This is a genomic window from Streptomyces sp. NPDC107765, from assembly GCF_055657085.1.
Window position 1 is genome coordinate 261,879 of the sequence record NZ_JBVKBL010000008.1, and the last position, 15,552, is coordinate 277,430.

The following is a 15,552-nucleotide window of genomic DNA, read 5'->3' on the forward strand; positions in this document are numbered from 1 at the left end:
GCCTGCGACTGCATTCCACGATCAGTGGCCTCACCTTCAGGGCGCGGCCTGCGGGGCCGGGAGGCTGTGGCCTGACCGCTGGTTAAGAGCCAGCCGCTCACCCCGGCTCTCCGCGATCCGCTGCACCGCGTCGAGCGCCTCGGCGAGCTCCACGGTCAGCAACTGGAGCTCCCCGGTCGTCCAGCTCCGCCCGTCGAGCATCCGCCGCGCCTCTTTGCGCAGTTCGGTGCTGTAGCAGAGCTGCTCGGCCTCGATGTCGTCGGCGAGCCGCGAGACGAAGCCGTCGCCGTCCCCGAGGAGTAGGCAGGGCTTCCCGTCTGGGCTCGTCCAGGGGAGGAGTCGGGGGGTGGGGGTGTGAGTGGGGGTTTCGTCCGTCATGCGTCGGCCTCCTGGGGCTCCCTTGTCGCGTAACCGGATGTAGTCATTCGGTCACGCTGACAACGCGACGGGCAATAGAATCGAGGCGGTTGAACGGGCAGCGTTCAAGGTCACGATCTGCCATGACATCGCCGTATGCCCACATGACGAGAGGCCACTGCGTTGGACGAAACAACTCCACCCGAGCACTTGAATCCACTCCAGCGGTTCGGCCGCGACGTCCGACAGGTTCGCCTGGCCCGCAAGCTCACGCAGAAGCACCTAGGCAAGACCACCGGCTACTCCGAGGGCTACGTCAGCAAGGTCGAATCCGGCACCCTGCTGCCCCGGCCGAGCGAGAAGTTCGCCAAGGGCTGCGACACCGCGTTCGGGACGGGCGAGTTATTCACCGGCCTGCTGCGGAGGATCGACGAGGGCGACCACCCGTCGTGGTTCGTTCCGTACCTCAACCTGGAGCGGAAGGCGTCGCGGATACTGGACTACTCCGCGAACCTCGTGATGGGGATCCTCCAGACCGAGGCGTACGCGCGGGCAGTTTTCAGAGCGTCCCACCCGCGCGAGGATGCGGACCTCATCGAAGGCCGGGTCGCCGCACGTCTACGGCGCCGCGAGCTCTTCGATCTGGACAATCCGCCGCTTCTTTGGGTCATCCTGCACGAGGCGTGCCTGCGGACAGTCGTAGGTGGCATCGAGGTGATGACTGGGCAGCTTGAGTACCTACTCACGGCAGCTGGCTCACCTCACATCGTGCTTCAAGTACTGCCGTTCTCAGCAGGCGCCCCAGGGGCGCATACAAGGCCCTTCACGCTCCTGACGTTTGCCAGCTCCCCCACTGTGCTTTACACGGATGGACCGCAGGGAGGAAAGGTGTATGACTCCGCCGAGACCATCGGGTTGCACCTCGACAGCTACGATCGCCTGCGGGCCCACGCGCTGTCCCCCGAAGGGTCGTTGGCCCTCGTAAAGTCCCTGCTGAAGGAGTACGAACCATGAGCACTGACTTTGATCTGACGGACGCCGATTGGACCAAGTCGTCCTACAGCGACGGCGACGGCGGTCAGTGCCTCGAATTCAGCCGCACCCTCACCCACCCCCACGGACTCGTCCCCGTCCGCGACAGCAAGAACCCCGACGGCCCCGCCCTCCTCTTCCCCGCCACCAACTGGACCGCGTTCATCTCCGCCGTCAAACAAGGCACGTTCGGCGCCTGAAGGGAACGAGCCCGTGAACCTCCGTGACGACGCCCGGGCGCTGTCCGACGACCTCATCCAGCTCCGCCGTACGCTGCACCGCATCCCGGAGACCGGGCTCGAACTCCCCCGCACGCAGGAGACCGTGCTGGCGGCGCTCGACGGGCTGCCGTTGGAGGTCAGTACCGGCGACGGGCTCAGTTCGGTGACGGCGGTGTTGCGTGGGGGACGCCCGGGGCCCACCGTGCTGTTGCGCGGCGACATGGACGCGCTGCCGGTCGCCGAGCGGACCGGGTTGGACTTCGCCGCCGACAACGGGCGGATGCACGCCTGCGGTCACGACTTGCACACCACCATGCTCACCGGCGCCGCGCGGCTGCTCAGCGCGCACCGTGACCGGCTCGCGGGGGACGTGCTCTTCATGTTCCAGCCGGGCGAGGAGGGCTACGACGGGGCGCGGCACATGCTCGCCGAGGGGCTGCTGGACGCGTCCGGGCAGCGGCCGGCGGCGGCGTACGCGATCCATGTGCTCTCCGCGGGGCTGCCCAGCGGCGTGTTCCGGACCCGCGGCGGGACGGCGATGGCCGCGTCCAACACGTTGCGGGTGACGGTGCGCGGGGAGGGCGGGCACGGGTCGATGCCGCACCGCGCCAAGGACCCGGTGCAGGCGGGCTGCGCGATGGTGACCGCGCTGCAGGCGTGGATCACCCGCACCTTCGACGTCTTCGACCCGGTGATTCTGACGGTGGGCACCTTCCACGCCGGTACGAAGCAGAACGTCATTCCGGACACCGCCGTCTTCGAGGCGACGGTCCGCAGCTTCTCGGACGCGGCGCAGGCCCGCGTCAAGGACGGCACGGTGGAGGTGTGCCGGGGCATCGCGGCGGCCTACGGGGTGGCCGTGGACGCGGAGTTCGTGGAGATGTACCCGGTCACCGTCAACGACCACGCGGAGGCGGACTTCGCGGCGGGCGCGATCCGCGAGGCACTGGGCGAGGAGCACTACGTGCCGCAGGCGCAGCCGCTCCAGGGCTCGGAGGACTTCTCCCGCGTGCTCGCCGAGGTGCCCGGCGCCATGCTCTTCCTCGGCGCCCCACCTCGCGGCGCCGACCCGGAACGCAGCCCCAACAACCACTCCCCGCTCGCCGAGTTCGACGACGCCGTACTGGCGGACGGCGCCGCCGTCTACGCTGAACTGGCGGCCCGGCGACTGGCCCCGGCCTGACGAAACCCGTACGGAGAGCTCCGGCATGACCCCCACCCCACGCGACACCCCGCACCGCCCCGAAGACCAGGTCTACGACTCCAGCCCCTGGTGGGCGGGGCTGGGGCCGGTCGGGGCCGTGGTGTTGATCGTGGGTGGGGTGGGGTGGGCCGTGTGGTCGTTCCTGCGGCTGCCCGAGGATGCGCAGGGGCAGGCGATGGGCTACTACCGCGCGGGCCGGATCATCGCCATCGGGATGGTCGTCGGGGGCACGGCCCTGCTCGGGTGGATGCGGGAACGGGCTTCGAGGGCAGCGGAAGGCGCTGCGGGCGAGCCGGAGCAGGACGACGAGCAAGGCTCGGTGAGCGGTTCTCGGAAGGCTTCTTAGAAGGCTCTTAAAAGCCCTCACTATCCAGGGGGCATGACCTCATCATTCACGATCCCCCGGGGCGTCAACTCCCCCACGGGCGGCCCGCGTCGCCGTCGTCTCTCCCGGGCCCGGACGACTCGCGTCCTCGCCGCCTCCCTCGCTCTCGCCTCGACCGCGCTCGGTGTGACCGGATGTGACCGGGCCGCCGCCGGGACGCTGCACGGGAGCAAGCTGGAGCTGCCCGTGGCGGGTGGTACCGCCGTCGTGGACACCGGGACGCTCGCGGTGACTGCGCGGGCCGGGGACGGGCGGCGGATGGTGTTGTCCGAGGCAGCCGCGGCGGCCGGGGGCGGGCTCGGGAAGCCGGGGGCGGTGACGCGTACGGCGGACGGGGCGCGCTGGAGTTATCCCGCGAAGGGGCTGGCGGTGACGGCCGGCGTGGAGCACGGGCGGCTGCGGATCCGGCTGCGGGCGGAGCGGGACGGGTCGGTCAGCTGGCCGGTGACCGGGACGGACCGGGCCGCCTCGTCCGTCCAACTGCCGCGCGGGGAAGGGCTGGACATTCCCGTGCGGGACGCCTTCTGGAACGGGGAGTCGGAGAAGGGCGGGCTGGCCGGGAGCAGCGTCGATGTGGGGGCGGAGCTGGCGTTGCCGCTGTGGGGGTATGCACTGGACGGCTCCCGCGGCCGTAGTGGTGGCGGCAAGGGCGACGGGCAGGGACACGGGGTGAGTTATCTCGTGCCGACGGACATCGGGACGTCGTTGCGGTTCGCTTCCGTAGGCGGGCGGTTGCGGAGTACCGCCGTCCATGCGTTCGACGGTGGGGAAGGGACCCGGGAGTACGACGTGTCGTTCGCGCTCACCGACGGCGATCCGGTCGCGCCGGCGAACGACTACCGCGCGTACCTGGCCCAGCGCGGGCAGCTCGGCAGTCTGGGGCGGAAGATCCGGCGGAACCCGGCCACCGCCAAGCTGCTCGGAGCCTTCCACGCGTATGTGTGGGGGGAGGCGCGGACCGCCGCCGGCGTCGAGAAGCTCCAGCGGTTGGGGGTGGGGCGGATGTGGCTCGGGTACGACTCCGGCCCCGGCGCGATGGATGCCGCGGCGGTGCGGGCCGCCAAGAAGGCGGGCTATCTCGTCGGCCCGTACGACTCGTTCGCCAACGGGCAGGACCCGAAGACCGCCGACAGTCCCACCTCGGCCTGGCCGGACCGGGTGTATCCCGACTTCTGTATACGAAAGGCGGACGGCACCCCGGAGACCGGCTTCGGCGGCCGCGGCTGCTACCTCAGCTCGCGCGCCTTCGAGAAGGCCGAGCCGACGAAGCACTATCTGGCCGACCGTACGCGCACGATGACCGCCAACGGGGCGGACAGCTACTTCCTCGACGTCGACGCGACCGGGGAGGTCTTCCGGGACCACGCCGCGGGACACGAGATGACGAAGGCGGGCGACCGGGCCGACCGGCTGGCCCGGATGCGGCGCCTGTCCCGGGACTTCGTGCTGGGCTCCGAGTCGGCCCAGCCGTGGGCCAACGAGGTGCTGGCATACGACCACGGCTCGGGCACGCCGGTCGCCGACGGCCTGTGGAAGCTGGAGCGCGACAAGCCGTCCTGGGGCGGCTACTACCCGCAGAACGCGCCGAAGGCGTTCTTCAAGCCGGTGCGGCTGCCGGCCGAGGTGGCGAAGGCGATGTACGACCCGAAGTACCGGGTGCCGCTGTACGAGACCGCGCTGCACGGCTCGTTGGTCAACGCCGAACGCTGGGAGCTGTCGTACGAGAAGCTGCCGGCGCAGAAGACCACCCGGGCGCTGCTGGCGATGCTCTACAACACGCCGCTGAACTACGTACTGGACGGGCCCTCGCTGGCCGAGCACGGGCGTGAACTCGCCGCTCTCCAGCGGTACTTCGCGCCGTTGCACCGGGCCGCGGGGACCGAGCGGATGACGTCCTTCCGGTGGCTGACCGGCGACCGCACCGTCCAGCGCACGGTCTTCGGCAACGGCACCCTGACCGTCACCGCCAACTTCGGCCGCACGGCCCACGACGGGCTGCCGGGCGGCTGCGTCGACGCCCGGCTGCGCACCGACGCGCAGCCGCGCCGGCTGTGCCCGGCTCAGCTCACGCCGGCGGGGCCCGCGGCCTCCAGGTAACGCAGCACCGCGAGCACCCGGCGGTGGTCCGTCTCCGAGGGCGGGAGGCCGAGCTTGGCGAAAACATGGGCGACGTGCTTCTCCACCGCCCGCTCGGAGACGGTCAGGGCGGTGGCGATGGACTGGTTGGTGCGGCCCTGCGCCATCAGGGCCAGCACCTCGTGCTCGCGCGGGGTCAGCGCGTCCAGCGCCCGGGACCGGCGGCTCGCGCCGAACAGCTGGGACACCACGTCCGGGTCGAGCGCGGTGCCGCCGGCCGCCACCCGTTCCAGCGCGGCCACGAACTCGCCGATGTCCATCACCCGTTCCTTGAGGAGGTAGCCGACGCCGGCGAAGCCCGCGCCGAACAGCCGGTCGGCGTAGGCGGTCTCCACGTACTGGGAGAAGATCAGCACGCCGGTACCGGGGTGGTCGCGGCGGAGCTGCACCGCCGCCCGCAGGCCCTCGTCCGTATGGCCGGGCGGCAGGCGGATGTCCACCACGGCGGCGTCCGGGCGGTGCGCGGCGACCGCCGCGAGCAGCGCCTCGGCGTCCGCGACGGCGGCCGCGACGGTCACCCCGCGCAGCTCCAGCAGCTGGACCAGGCCCTCGCGCAGGATCGCGGAGTCCTCGGCTATGACGATGCGCATGGGTACCCCGTCATGGTCGTTCGGGTCGTTGGTCGTCGTGTCTGCCCCGTCCGCCCTCCCGCGGGCGCCCTTCACGTGGGTGCCCGGCCGGTTGCCGGGTAGGGAAGGCGGACGGTGATCACCGTAGGGCCACCGGGCGGGCTGTCGCAGGTCAGCGTGCCGTCGACGGTACGGATCCGGCCCAGCAGCCCGGTCAGGCCGGTGCCCGCGCCGACCACCGCACCGCCGCACCCGTCGTCCCGTACGGCCAGCAGGAGGGCCGCGCCCTCCGGCCCGGCGTCCGCGGGCTCGTGCCGCGCCTCGACCGTCACCCGGGAGGCGCCGCTGTGTTTGACGGCGTTGGCGAGCAGTTCGGCCGCGCAGAAGTAGGCGAGGGATTCCAGGGCCGGGGAGGGGCGCGGGCCGAGGGCGGTGTGCAGGGCGACCGGCAGCGGGGTGTCCGCGGTGAGGGTGGCCAGGGCGGTCGCAAGGCCCTGGTCGAGCGCGGGCGGGTGGATGCCCCGTACGAGGTGGCGCAGATCGGTGACGGCCTGGGTGGCGTTGCTCCGGGCCGTCTCCACCACGGTGAGCAGCCGGTCCCGGTCGGCGTCCTGGGTGATCAGTTCGCGGATGAGGGTCAGGTGCATGCCCAGGCCGACGAGCCGGGCCTGGGTGCCGTCGTGGAGATCGCGTTCGATGCGGCGGAGGGTGGCCACGGCGTCGTCGACGGCGTGCGCGCGGGTCTCCTCCAGGGTGCGGATACGGGCCTCCGCGGCGCTCGGCCCCAGCAGGGCGCGCAGCAGCAGGCGGTGCGGGGCGCCCGCCCGGCGCACCAGCCAGGGCGCGAGCAGCACGAGCAGCGCACCGGCGGCGACCACCACGGTCCAGCGCGGCCAGCTGTCGAACTCGACGCCGTGGATCTGCAGCGACACCCGGCGCACCGAGCCGTCCGCGCCGCGCAGGGTGGAATAGTTCCAGCGGCGCAGGACGGGGTGGGCGAGCGCCAGCAGCCCGTAGACGTAGCCGACCAGGACGGTGAGCAGCGGCAGCAGGGCGGTGAAGGGGGCGAGCAGCGCGGCGGCGACGGCCCGCCAGCCGGCCGGGTCGCCGAGCAGCGCGCGCCGCCAGCCGAACGCCCCACGCGCGGCGCGACGCCCCGCCGGCTCGATGGCCACCCCCAACAGGCGCCGCGCAAGGGCCAGTTGGATGCGCCCGAGGCCGAGGGCGCCGCGTACGGTCAGCGCCAGCAGCCAGGGCCCGAGGGCGGTCCACGACAGCACCGCGCCCAGCGCCAGCCCGCCGGGCACCAGGACCAGTCCGCACAGCGCGAGGGGCGCGGCGAGCAGGGCGTGGGCCACGGCCGCCAGGCTGCGGGGGGTGAAGGGCGCGGTGAGGACGGTGCGCAGGGGACGGCCCCGGGGCGCGGGGCCCGTGGAGCCTGCGGCACCCGGCAGGGCCGTACTCAAGCGGAGTGGCGGGCGAGCCAGATCCCGCGGCCGGCGGCGGCCAGCACCAGCGCGGCCACCACCGGGCCGAAGGCCATCAGGACCACGCCCGCCCCGATGTTCGCGCCGATGGTCCCGGCGGTCAGCACCCGCCACCCCCAGCCGGCCAGCAGCCCGGCCGCCAGCAGCGGGGACAGCACCTGCCACCAGCGCCGGTCGAAGACGTGGTGGCAGGTGGCGCGGGCCAGCGTCACCGCGCTCACCACCACGGCCGTCAGGGCCAGCACGCCCAGCGCGGTGTCCAGGCCCGGCGGCAGCTCCGGCGGCCGGACGAAATAGTCCAGCCGGGACGGCGGTACGCCCTGGTAGTCGTCCTGCCCCAGCAGCCCCCACACCGCGACCGGTAAGGCCACGGGCAGCACGGCGGCGGCCGCCGTGGGTGTCCCCGGTATCTTCATGCGCCCATGATGGCGGGCGGACCCGAGGGCGGCATGAGTAGGGGTACTCACCGGGCCGCAACCCCGGTGCGAGAACCGGGACCGTGCCTCACACGCCCGCCACCCCCGCACTGAGGCAGGCGTTCCGCCCGGGAAACAGACCAGATGCCGGCGGGTAACAGCGGCCCCGCAGGCTGACGACCATGACCTCCACTCCCTCGCTCCCGGACACCGCACCGGCCACCTCACCGGACACCGCCCCCACCATCGCCCTGGTAGGCCACGGCATGGTCGGCCAGCGCTTCCTGGAAGAGCTCGCCGACCGCGGCGTCACCGCACGGGCGCGGGTGGTCGTCCTGTGCGAGGAGACCCGCCCGGCCTACGACCGGGTCCAGCTGACCTCGTACTTCGCCGGCCGCAGCGCGGACGATCTGAGCCTGACCGATCCCGACTTCCTGGCCCGGCACGGCATCGAACTGCTCCTCGGCGACCCGGCCACCGCCGTCGACCGGGCCGCCCGCACGGTCACCGCCCGCTCGGGGCGGACCGTGCGCTACGACGCCCTGGTGCTGGCCACCGGGTCGTACCCGTTCGTCCCGCCGGTGCCCGGCAAGGACAGTGCGGGCTGCTTCGTCTACCGGACCCTCGACGACCTGCTGGCCATCGAGGAGTACGCCAAGAACGCGCGCACCGGTGTGGTGGTCGGCGGCGGACTGCTCGGCCTGGAGGCGGCCGGTGCGCTCAAGGGGCTCGGACTGCGCACCCACATCGTGGAGTTCGCGCCGCGGCTGATGGCGCTCCAGGTCGACGAGGGCGGCGGCCGCGCGCTGCGCCGTACCGTCGAGGAGATGGGCCTCACGGTCCACACCGGCGTCGGCGGCAAGGAGATCGTCGCGGACGGGGCCGGGGCGGTGACCGCCATGGGCCTGTCGGACGACTCCCGCATCGACACCGACCTGGTCGTCTTCTCGGCCGGCGTCCGCCCGCGCGACCAGCTCGCCCGGGACTGCGGGCTGCCCGTCGGGGAGCGCGGCGGCATCGTCATCGACGCGCAGTGCCGCACCGAGGACCCCGCCGTCTACGCCATCGGCGAGTGCGCGCTGGCCGTCGACGGCCGGGTCTACGGGCTGGTCGCGCCGGGCTACGACATGGCCCGGGTGGCGGCCGCCGACCTCGCCGGGCGCCTGGCCGAGGCCGCCGCCCTCGCCGACGGGCCGACGGAGCCCGCCGGGGAGCGCCCCGGCTTCACCGGCGCGGACCTGTCCACCAAGCTGAAGCTGCTCGGCGTGGACGTGGCCTCCTTCGGTGACGCGCACGGCGCCGCCGACGGCTGTCTCGACGTGGTCTACTCCGACGCCCGCAGCGGCGTCTACAAGAAGCTGGTGATCGGCGCCGACGGCGCGCTGCTGGGCGGGGTGCTGGTCGGCGACGCCGACGCGTACGGCACGCTGCGTCCGCTGACCGGCACGGTGCCCCCGGTGGCGCCCGAGCAGCTGGTGCTGCCGGCCGGGCTCGCGGAGGGCGGCGGCGCCGCACTGGGCCCGGACGCGCTGCCCGGCGACGCGGTGATCTGTAGTTGCCACAACGTCACCAAGGACGCCATCCAGGCGTGCGCCACGCTGCCCGAGGTCAAGCAGTGCACCAAGGCCGGTACCGGGTGCGGCAGTTGTGTGAAGCTGATCGGCCAGCTGCTGCCGCAGTCCGAGGACCAGGGCCTGTGCGGCTGCTTCCCCCACACCCGCGCCGAGCTCTACGAGATCGTCCGGGTCCGCCGGATCACCTCGTACGCCGAGCTGCTGGACGCGTACGGCCGCCAGGAGGCGCGCGGCGGCGAGGGCTGCGAGATCTGCAAGCCCGCGGTCGGTTCGGTGCTGGCCTCGCTCGCCCCGGCGGTCGGCGCCGACGGCTACGTACTGGGCGGTGAGCAGGCGGCGCTCCAGGACACCAACGACCACTTCCTCGCCAACCTCCAGCGGAACGGCTCCTACTCGATCGTGCCGCGGATCCCGGGCGGTGAGATCACCCCGGAGAAGCTCATCGTCATCGGTGAGGTGGCGCGCGACTTCGGCCTCTACACGAAGATCACCGGCGGCCAGCGGATCGACCTCTTCGGCGCCCGGGTCGACCAGCTGCCGGCCATCTGGGCGCGCCTGGTGGATGCCGGTTTCGAGTCGGGCCACGCGTACGGCAAGGCGCTGCGCACCGTGAAGTCGTGCGTCGGCGAGACCTGGTGCCGCTACGGCGTGCAGGACTCCGTCCGGATGGCGATCGATCTGGAGCTGCGCTACCGGGGGCTGCGCGCACCGCACAAGCTGAAGTCCGCGGTCTCCGGGTGCGCACGGGAGTGCGCGGAGGCCCGCGGCAAGGACTTCGGCGTGATCGCCACCGCCGGCGGCTGGAACCTCTACGTCGGCGGGAACGGCGGTGCCACCCCGCGCCACGCCGATCTGCTCGCCCAGGACCTGAGCGACGCGGAGCTGATCCGGCTGATCGACCGCTTCCTGATGTTCTACATCCGCACCGCCGACCGTCTGGAGCGCACCTCCGCCTGGCTGGAGCGGATCGAGGGCGGCCTCGACCACGTACGCGACGTCGTCGTGCACGACTCCCTCGGGCTGTGCGACGAACTGGAGGCGCTGATGGCCGCCCATGTCTCCCACTACCGCGACGAATGGGCCGAGACCCTCGCCGACCCCGAACGGCTCGGCCGGTTCGTCTCGTTCGTCAACGCGCCCGGCGCGCCGGACCCGTCGGTCCGCTTCGTCCCGGAGCGCGACCAGGTCAAGCCGGATCTGACGCTGCTGGCCGGACCGACCCTGCCCGTTCGCACTCTGGAAGGGACCTCTGCCCGATGAGCCTGATGACCACCACCGTTTCGTCCGAAGCAGCTCCCGTTCCGCCGGAAGCCACCGTCGGCACGGCCACCGGTACCGCCACCGGCACGTCCGACGGGACGGCGGCCGCCCTCGTCGAGATCCGCTGCCCGGAGGGCGGCTGGCTCCCGGTCTGCGCGCCGGAGGACCTCACTCCGGGGCGCGGAGTGGCCGCCCTCCTCCCGGACGGCAGCCAGGCCGCGCTCTTCGCGGACCGGGCCGGCCGGCCGTACGCGATCGGCAACCGCGACCCGTTCACCGGCGCCCAGGTCCTCTCCCGCGGTCTGACCGGCAGCCTCGACGGCCGCCCGTTCGTGGCCTCGCCCCTGCTCAAGCAGCGCTTCGACCTGGAGTCGGGCGGCTGCCTCGACGATCCGTCGGCGTCGGTCCCGGTGTACGGGGTGCGGGTGCGGGCGCAGGAGCGGGGGCAAGGCGACGACTGACCGCGCTTCGCTGCGGCCCGGGGAGCCCCGCGCGGGCGGCCCCGGGCCCGCCGCCGCGGGTCAGGCTACTCGGGCGTAGGGTGGATGATCCGTCGGCTCGTCGGCCGCTGGCCCCACGCCCCCGGCCGCCGGCCCCCTAGGGAGGAGTGCAGGCGTGACCCGGTGGAACACCAGCCACATCCCCGACCAGACCGGCCGCTCGGCGGTGGTCACGGGCGCAAACAGCGGCATCGGCTACATCACCGCGCGCGAACTGGCACGGCGCGGTGCCCGCGTGGTGCTGGCCTGCCGCGACGCCTCGCGCGGCAAGGCGGCCCTGGACCGGCTGCGCGCCGAAGTCCCCACCGCCGAGGCCGAGTTCCGGCCGCTCGACCTCGCCGACCTGACCTCCGTACGGGACTTCGCGGCCACCCTCGACGACGTCACCAGCGACCGCCTCGACCTGCTCATCAACAACGCGGGCGTGATGGCACTGCCGTACCGCACCACCGCCGACGGCTTCGAGATGCAGTTCGGCACCAACCACCTCGGCCACTTCGCGCTCACCGGACTGCTGCTGCCCCGGCTGCTGGCCACCCCGGGAGCCCGCATCGTGTCCGTCTCCAGCATGCTGCACGCGCTCGCCGACCTGGACTACGACGACCTCAACAGCGAGCGCTCGTACGGGCGTTGGATCGCCTACGGCCGCTCCAAGAGCGCCAATCTGCTCTTCGTCCACGAGCTGACCCGGCGGCTCGCGGCGGCCGGTTCGCCGCTCGTCGCGGCCGCCTCGCACCCCGGCTACGCGGCCACCAACCTGCAGACCGCGGGCGCCCGGATGGAAGGCCGCAACGCGGCGGAACGGGTCATCGAGCTGGGCAACCGCCTGATCGCCCAGCCCGCGGAGGGCGGCGCGCTGGGCACCCTCTGCGCGGCCACCGCCCCGCACATGCGGCCGGATTCCTTCGTCGGCCCGCGCAACGGGCTGCGCGGCGCCCCGGCGCAGTCCTTCCGCGCCCCCTGGACGAAGAAGGACGCGAACGGCGAGCGCCTCTGGACCGCCTCGGAGCAACTGACCGGTGTGCACTACGACTTCAGCGGGTCCTGAGCAGCGACTGAGCGCCCACTCCGGCCCACTCCCCCGACCGCGTCGACCAGTTGAGCACTCGGTCCGGTCCACCCGTGTGGACCGGCTGAGCACTCACTCCAGCCCGGCCCCTGCCGACCGACTGAGCGCTCACTCCAGTCCGGACGCCTCGAACACCGCCCGTGCGCCGTCCTGATCGATCCGGTCCGCCAGCACCTGGAGCGTCGCCGCGCCGCAGCGCAGCAGTCCGCGCTCACGGGACCGGCGGACGCCCTGGTCGAGACGGTGCCACAGCACGGGGTTGGCGCTGAGGACCTTGGGATCCAGCTCGACCCGGCCGCCGCGGGCGTCGCGGAGCACCAGCCGCGGCGCCATCCCGTCGGTACGCCGCACGACGACGAGCCGGTCGGTCTCGACCCGGTGCCCGCGCACCAGCCCACGGGACCTCAGCCAGCCGTCCCCGGCCGTCACCCGTGGCGGGAAGAGGACCGCGAACAGCACCAGCGCCACGGCCACCCAGCACCCGGCGCGCCACGGCGTGAGCGTCCCGTTGGCGAGGTCGACCAGCAGCATGACGACGAGCAGCCCGGCCGTGCAGCAGAGCGTGGCGCGCACCTCGGGCAGCCAGGTCCGGTCGTGAACGGTGCCGTTCGCGGGCAACGGCGGGGGGACCGCCGACCGGGCGGCCGGCAGCCGCCACACGACCCGTCGTCCTCCGTCGTCGCCCCCGCCGTCCCCGTCCTTCGTGAAGCCGGGCCCCAGGCCCCGTCGCCGTCCCATGCCTCGACGCTAGGGCGGTGCACCGGGCCCTCCCCAGGCGTTTACAGGGCACTGATGCGGCCGCTCCCAACCTTGACGCGCCGATGACGTGGCGTTGACACGGGCGCCGGAAAGCGGACATGGGAGGCGCGGGATCCGGCCGTGCGGCATGTGCCCGCATGTGCCCGCTTCAGGGCTGACGAACGGTGGCGTGTCGGAGCACCGCCAGGACCCACCGCCCCGGTGACGTCGTAGCCGGGCGTAGCCAGTAATGCCGCCTACGGTGACGTCATGCCTCCAGCCATGGATTACGACAGCCACTGCACCGAAATCGTCACCCAGTCCCTCCTGCTGGGCTCCGCCCTCACGGAGGACACGGACCTCAGCCCCCTCGTACCGTCCTGCCCGGACTGGAACCTCGCCCAGCTGGTCCGCCACCTGGGCGAGGCCCACCGCTGGGTCGCGGAGGTCGTACGGACCCGGGCCACCGCACCGCCGCCCGACACCGCCCTGCGCGTCCTCTCCCGGGACACCACCGAGCCGCCCGCCGCCCTCGCCGGCTGGCTCATCGACGGTGCGGAGCTGCTCGCCGCGACACTCCGCACCGCCGGCCCCGACGCCAGGATCTGGACCCCGCTGCCCTCCGGGAGCCCTCGCTTCTTCGCGCGCCGTATGTGCCACGAGACGGTCATCCACCGGGCCGACGCCACCCTCGCCCTGAACACCGACTTCTCCGTCACCCAGCCGGTCGCCCTCGACGCCCTCGACGAGTGGATGGAACTCGGCTCACTGCCCGAGATGTTCGACTACCACCCCGACCGGCGCGCCCTCCTTGCCCCCGGCCGCACGCTCCACTTCCACGCCACGGACACCCCGCCGGAGGCCGCCGCCGACTGGCTCGTCGACCTCACCGGCGACGCCCTGGCCTGGCGACGCGCCAAGGAGCCGGCCGCCGTCTCCGTCAGCGCCCCGCTCACCGACCTCCTGCTCCTCATCTACGGCCGCCGGTCCTTCGACCAGGAGGGCTTCACCGTCACCGGCGATGCGGACCTGCTGGAGTTCTGGCTGTCTCTGGTCAACTTCGAGTGAGCATCCGTTGAACTTGTTGAGCTTCCCTTGCCCCTCTGGTGCCCCTCCGAGGGGCCTGCGAGGGGCCTGCGAGGGGGCTTCCGAGGGCCTTCCGAGGGGCCTTCCGAGGGGTCTCCGTTCGGCATCCGCGCAGCGGACACCCCGGGCAACCGGCGGACGGTCACGACCCCGGGCGAACCAATCAAGCCTTCAGCGCGTGAGTTAAGTTGACCATCACCGACAGGATCAGCGCCGAGGAGACAGCCACATGACCGATTCCGATCAGACGGGAAGCGACCCGACGGCAGGCGGCCCGACGGCCAGCGGCGGCCCGGCGGGCGGCAACCCGGCAGGTGGCACCCCGGCAGACGGCACCCCGGCGGGTGGCACCCCGGCAGGGAACGGACTGACGGGGAGCAACGCGTCGCTGCCGCCCACGCCTCCGCCGCTGCCCCCGCAGGCGGCGGACGAGGGGCCGCGGCCCGTCCCGGCGAATGCGGACGAGGCGCTCGAAATCGGCCGCCAGCACTTCCCCGAGGTCGGCTCGCCCAACGGTCCTGCCAGCCTGCACGTCCACGAATTCGACCTCGGCTACCTCATCTACGCCGGCTGGCCCCTCCCCGAGGACCCCACCGCCCCACCCGCCTCACCCGGTGGCAGCAACATCGTCATCAACAAGGAGAACGGCGATGTGACCTTCCTGCCCAACTTCCCGCCGGCCGCGGCCGAGAAGCTCTACCACCGCATCTACCGCCCGTCCGCCTAGGCCTGACGCGCGACCGGCACGGGACCGGGCCAAGAGAGAACCAGGCCACGGCCTGGACCGGGCCAGGACAGGAGCAGGACAGGACCGGGGCAGGACAGGACCGGGCCACGGCCGGGACAAGGCCAGAACAGGGCTGGACCGTCAGCACCTGTCGGCATGTCAGTGGCGGCAGTTAAGCTTTACCTTGAATATCTCATTGGGTAACCATTACGAACGCGGGGGGCGTTGTGGCCGGGGCAGGCGGTTTTCAGACCGATGTGGAGTCCCTCAAGTCCGAGGGCACGAACTTCACCAAGCTCGGTGAGGACTTCTACCAGTCCGTGGCGCGGCTGATGAACGGCCTGAGTGCGCTGGGTGCGGGCCCGCCGGCCGACCCCTCGAATGCGCCCAAGCCGGAGGAAAAGTCGTTCGGCCAGCAGTTCATGAGCGGACTGACGACCTTCGACAGCAAGGACGGCGCTCCGCCGTGGGGTGACGACGACCTCGGCGAGAAGTTCGGCGTGGCCTACGAGGGCGTACGTGACGGCATGTACGAGTCGATGGGCCACCTTTCCGCGAAGCTCCAGGAAATCGGCAAGGCACTGACCGATATGTCCAAGAACCACGCGGAGAACGAGGACTTCAACGAGGCGCTGATAAAGCAGCACGTCGACAACAAACAGGCCTGGCAGGACCCGACGAAGCAGCAGCAGCCCGACGAGGTCGTCAGAACTGCCTGGTACCCGGCCAAGAACTGAGCCCACCAGCCGGAACACCCGCCTGGCCGGACCGCACACCCAGCCGGCCCCGCC

General features: G+C 72.4%; 16 protein-coding genes. 11 read left to right on the plus strand and 5 right to left on the minus strand.

Going from position 1 to position 15,552, the window contains the following annotated elements; translation table 11 throughout:
• Nucleotides 1–36 precede the first annotated feature (36 nt).
• Nucleotides 37–378 carry a hypothetical protein gene (locus ACZ7MX_RS21500; RefSeq protein ID WP_472134327.1) on the minus strand — a complete coding sequence of 114 codons (342 nt, stop codon included), beginning with the start codon at nt 376–378 and terminating at the stop codon, nt 37–39.
• A 162-nt stretch (nt 379–540) separates the two neighbouring features.
• Between ACZ7MX_RS21500 and ACZ7MX_RS21505 the strand changes: the two genes are divergently transcribed.
• From ACZ7MX_RS21505 to ACZ7MX_RS21525, 5 genes are read left to right on the plus strand one after another with little or no spacing between them, the layout of a single operon-like run.
• On the plus strand, nt 541–1,371 hold the full coding sequence (locus ACZ7MX_RS21505; protein WP_472134329.1) for a helix-turn-helix domain-containing protein: 831 nt from the start codon (nt 541–543) through the stop codon (nt 1,369–1,371).
• A complete protein-coding gene (locus ACZ7MX_RS21510; protein WP_472134331.1) occupies nt 1,368–1,589 on the plus strand; it encodes a DUF397 domain-containing protein in 222 nt (73 codons plus the stop codon). Before ACZ7MX_RS21505 ends, ACZ7MX_RS21510 begins: the two co-directional genes overlap by 4 nt.
• 13 nt (nt 1,590–1,602) lie before the next feature.
• On the plus strand, nt 1,603–2,793 hold the full coding sequence (locus ACZ7MX_RS21515; RefSeq protein ID WP_472134333.1) for a M20 metallopeptidase family protein: 1,191 nt from the start codon (nt 1,603–1,605) through the stop codon (nt 2,791–2,793).
• Nucleotides 2,794–2,818: 25 nt separating this feature from the next.
• Nucleotides 2,819–3,160, plus strand: a complete 342-nt coding sequence (locus ACZ7MX_RS21520; protein WP_472134334.1) for a hypothetical protein — start codon at nt 2,819–2,821, stop codon at nt 3,158–3,160.
• Nucleotides 3,161–3,193: 33 nt separating this feature from the next.
• The gene (locus ACZ7MX_RS21525) at nt 3,194–5,296 is read left to right on the plus strand and encodes a glycoside hydrolase (RefSeq protein WP_472134336.1); all 2,103 of its coding nucleotides are present in this window, start codon (nt 3,194–3,196) and stop codon (nt 5,294–5,296) included.
• Here ACZ7MX_RS21525 and ACZ7MX_RS21530 read toward each other — a convergent pair.
• The 3 genes from ACZ7MX_RS21530 to ACZ7MX_RS21540 form a co-directional block, all read right to left on the minus strand.
• The gene (locus ACZ7MX_RS21530; protein ID WP_472134337.1) at nt 5,260–5,925 is read right to left on the minus strand and encodes a response regulator; all 666 of its coding nucleotides are present in this window, start codon (nt 5,923–5,925) and stop codon (nt 5,260–5,262) included. The two genes, ACZ7MX_RS21525 and ACZ7MX_RS21530, sit on opposite strands and share 37 nt — an antisense overlap.
• Nucleotides 5,926–5,996: 71 nt before the next feature.
• Nucleotides 5,997–7,262, minus strand: a complete 1,266-nt coding sequence (locus tag ACZ7MX_RS21535) for a sensor histidine kinase (RefSeq protein WP_472134339.1) — start codon at nt 7,260–7,262, stop codon at nt 5,997–5,999.
• A gap of 104 nt (nt 7,263–7,366) precedes the next feature.
• Nucleotides 7,367–7,807 carry a hypothetical protein gene (locus tag ACZ7MX_RS21540; RefSeq protein WP_472134341.1) on the minus strand — a complete coding sequence of 147 codons (441 nt, stop codon included), beginning with the start codon at nt 7,805–7,807 and terminating at the stop codon, nt 7,367–7,369.
• A 182-nt stretch (nt 7,808–7,989) separates the two neighbouring features.
• Between ACZ7MX_RS21540 and nirB the strand changes: the two genes are divergently transcribed.
• The 3 genes from nirB (at nt 7,990) to ACZ7MX_RS21555 (ending at nt 12,189) form a co-directional block, all read left to right on the plus strand.
• Complete coding sequence (gene nirB, locus ACZ7MX_RS21545; protein WP_472134343.1) at nt 7,990–10,641, plus strand: nitrite reductase large subunit NirB; 2,652 nt, start codon at nt 7,990–7,992, stop codon at nt 10,639–10,641.
• Between the two features lie 5 nt (nt 10,642–10,646).
• Nucleotides 10,647–11,102, plus strand: a complete 456-nt coding sequence (gene nirD / locus ACZ7MX_RS21550) for a nitrite reductase small subunit NirD (protein ID WP_472134345.1) — start codon at nt 10,647–10,649, stop codon at nt 11,100–11,102.
• A 154-nt stretch (nt 11,103–11,256) separates the two neighbouring features.
• The gene (locus ACZ7MX_RS21555; protein ID WP_472134347.1) at nt 11,257–12,189 is read left to right on the plus strand and encodes an oxidoreductase; all 933 of its coding nucleotides are present in this window, start codon (nt 11,257–11,259) and stop codon (nt 12,187–12,189) included.
• A 129-nt stretch (nt 12,190–12,318) separates the two neighbouring features.
• On the opposite strand, the gene ACZ7MX_RS21560 is transcribed toward ACZ7MX_RS21555, so the two are convergent.
• A complete protein-coding gene (locus ACZ7MX_RS21560; protein WP_472134349.1) occupies nt 12,319–12,948 on the minus strand; it encodes a hypothetical protein in 630 nt (209 codons plus the stop codon).
• 270 nt (nt 12,949–13,218) lie between these two features.
• On the opposite strand from ACZ7MX_RS21560, the gene ACZ7MX_RS21565 reads away from it, so the two are divergent.
• The 3 genes from ACZ7MX_RS21565 (at nt 13,219) to ACZ7MX_RS21575 (ending at nt 15,498) form a co-directional block, all read left to right on the plus strand.
• A complete protein-coding gene (locus ACZ7MX_RS21565) occupies nt 13,219–14,016 on the plus strand; it encodes a maleylpyruvate isomerase family mycothiol-dependent enzyme (RefSeq protein WP_472134351.1) in 798 nt (265 codons plus the stop codon).
• Nucleotides 14,017–14,263: 247 nt separating this feature from the next.
• Nucleotides 14,264–14,761, plus strand: coding sequence for a hypothetical protein (locus ACZ7MX_RS21570; RefSeq protein WP_472134353.1), 498 nt, complete (start codon nt 14,264–14,266; stop codon nt 14,759–14,761).
• 257 nt (nt 14,762–15,018) lie between these two features.
• Nucleotides 15,019–15,498 (plus strand): hypothetical protein, encoded by a 480-nt coding sequence (locus tag ACZ7MX_RS21575; protein WP_472134355.1) that lies wholly within the window; start codon nt 15,019–15,021, stop codon nt 15,496–15,498.
• The last annotated feature ends 54 nt before the right edge of the window (nt 15,499–15,552 follow it).

What these genes read in the sequence shown, in the direction of transcription:
- ACZ7MX_RS21500 (WP_472134327.1), bottom strand. Translation starts at nt 378, where the DNA reads ATGACGGACGAAACCCCCACTCACACCCCCACCCCCCGACTCCTCCCC.
- ACZ7MX_RS21510 (WP_472134331.1), top strand. Translation starts at nt 1,368, where the DNA reads ATGAGCACTGACTTTGATCTGACGGACGCCGATTGGACCAAGTCGTCC.
- ACZ7MX_RS21520 (WP_472134334.1), top strand. Translation starts at nt 2,819, where the DNA reads ATGACCCCCACCCCACGCGACACCCCGCACCGCCCCGAAGACCAGGTC.
- ACZ7MX_RS21525 (WP_472134336.1), top strand. Translation starts at nt 3,194, where the DNA reads ATGACCTCATCATTCACGATCCCCCGGGGCGTCAACTCCCCCACGGGC.
- ACZ7MX_RS21530 (WP_472134337.1), bottom strand. Translation starts at nt 5,925, where the DNA reads ATGCGCATCGTCATAGCCGAGGACTCCGCGATCCTGCGCGAGGGCCTG.
- ACZ7MX_RS21540 (WP_472134341.1), bottom strand. Translation starts at nt 7,807, where the DNA reads ATGAAGATACCGGGGACACCCACGGCGGCCGCCGCCGTGCTGCCCGTG.
- nirB (WP_472134343.1), top strand. Translation starts at nt 7,990, where the DNA reads ATGACCTCCACTCCCTCGCTCCCGGACACCGCACCGGCCACCTCACCG.
- nirD (WP_472134345.1), top strand. Translation starts at nt 10,647, where the DNA reads ATGACCACCACCGTTTCGTCCGAAGCAGCTCCCGTTCCGCCGGAAGCC.
- ACZ7MX_RS21560 (WP_472134349.1), bottom strand. Translation starts at nt 12,948, where the DNA reads ATGGGACGGCGACGGGGCCTGGGGCCCGGCTTCACGAAGGACGGGGAC.
- ACZ7MX_RS21565 (WP_472134351.1), top strand. Translation starts at nt 13,219, where the DNA reads ATGCCTCCAGCCATGGATTACGACAGCCACTGCACCGAAATCGTCACC.
- ACZ7MX_RS21570 (WP_472134353.1), top strand. Translation starts at nt 14,264, where the DNA reads ATGACCGATTCCGATCAGACGGGAAGCGACCCGACGGCAGGCGGCCCG.